General features: G+C 64.5%; 1 protein-coding gene. It reads left to right on the top strand.

Translation table 11 applies throughout. The features are described from left to right. Nucleotides 1-48: 48 nt before the first annotated feature. A complete protein-coding gene (locus ACWDVB_RS40275; RefSeq protein WP_451612070.1) occupies nt 49-1341 on the top strand; it encodes an IS256 family transposase in 1293 nt (430 codons plus the stop codon). Nucleotides 1342-1411: the final 70 nt, after the last annotated feature.

The following is a 1411-nucleotide window of genomic DNA, read 5'->3' as shown; positions in this document are numbered from 1 at the left end:
GGGAGTGTCTAATCAACGGCGGATCTGATGATCAAGGAGACGCCAGAGATGACCGAGACCGTTGTCGAGCAGGAGTCCGTGGAGAAGCCGGCGGTCACGTCGGTGCCGGCCGCGTCGGATGAGCAGTTGGTCGCGATGCTCGTGGACCGGGCCCGATCCGAGGGGCTGCAGCTGACCGGCGAGGGCGGCCTGTTGCAGATGCTGACCAAGCGGGTGCTGGAGTCCGCCCTGGAGGGCGAGATCACCGATCACCTCGGATACGAGAAGCATGACGCCGAGGGCCGTAACAGTGGCAACAGCAGGAACGGAACCCGGGTAAAGACGGTGTTGACCGACGTCGGCCCGGTCGAGGTGAAGGTCCCCCGGGACGTGTCCGGCACGTTCGAGCCGCAGATCGTCAAGAAGCGGCAGCGGCGCCTGACCGGCGTGGACGAGATGGTGCTGTCGCTGTCCGCGAAGGGGCTCACGCACGGGGAGATATCCGCGCACCTGGCCGAGGTCTACGGCGCGGAGATCTCCAAGCAGACCATCTCGACGATTACCGACAAGGTGATGGAGGGTATGGCGGAATGGTCCAATCGCCCGCTGGATCGCGTCTATCCGGTCCTGTTCGTGGACGCCATCAACGTCAAGATCCGCGACGGTCAGGTCGCGAACCGCCCGATCTACGTCGTCATGGCCGTGACCACCGAAGGCACCCGGGACATCCTGGGGATCTGGGCCGGCGATGGCGGCGAGGGCGCGAAGTACTGGCTGCACGTGTTCACCGAGCTGAAGAACCGCGGCATCGACGACGTGCTCATGCTGGTCTGCGACGGACTGAAGGGCCTGCCTGATGCGGTGGAGGCCGTCTGGCCTCGAACGATTGTCCAAACCTGTGTCGTTCACCTGCTGCGGAACAGCTTCCGTTACGCGGCTCGCCAGGACTGGGACAAGATCGCCAAGGCGCTGCGGCCCGTTTACACCGCGCCGAACGAGGACGCGGCGATGGAGCGGTTCCTGGAGTTCCAGGAGGCGTGGGGCCGGAAGTATCCAGCGATCGTGAAGCTGTGGTCCGACGCCTGGGCCGAGTTCGTGCCCTTCCTCTCCTTCGACGTCGAGATCCGTAAAGTCATCTGCTCGACGAACGCGATCGAGAGCGTGAACGCCCGCATACGCAAGGCCGTCCGGGCCCGCGGCCACTTCCCCAACGAAGCCGCCGCCCTCAAGTGCGTCTACATGGCGCTCATGTCGCTGGACCCCACGGGGAAGGGCCGCAAGCGGTGGACCATGCGCTGGAAGGCGCCCTTGAACGCCTTCCAGATCGCCTTCGAGGGCCGCCTGACCCCGAGCAACAACTGACCACTCAACAACCAAGATCAGCCGTTAAATTGACACACTCAGCGAAACGGCGAGGCTGGAACACGGTCTA

This window comes from Streptomyces sp. NPDC003379 (assembly GCF_053589195.1).
This window is presented reverse-complemented; position numbering and strand designations above follow the sequence as displayed.

Coding starts and splice junctions, on each gene's coding strand:
- ACWDVB_RS40275 (WP_451612070.1), top strand. CDS start 49: ATGACCGAGACCGTTGTCGAGCAGGAGTCCGTGGAGAAGCCGGCGGTC.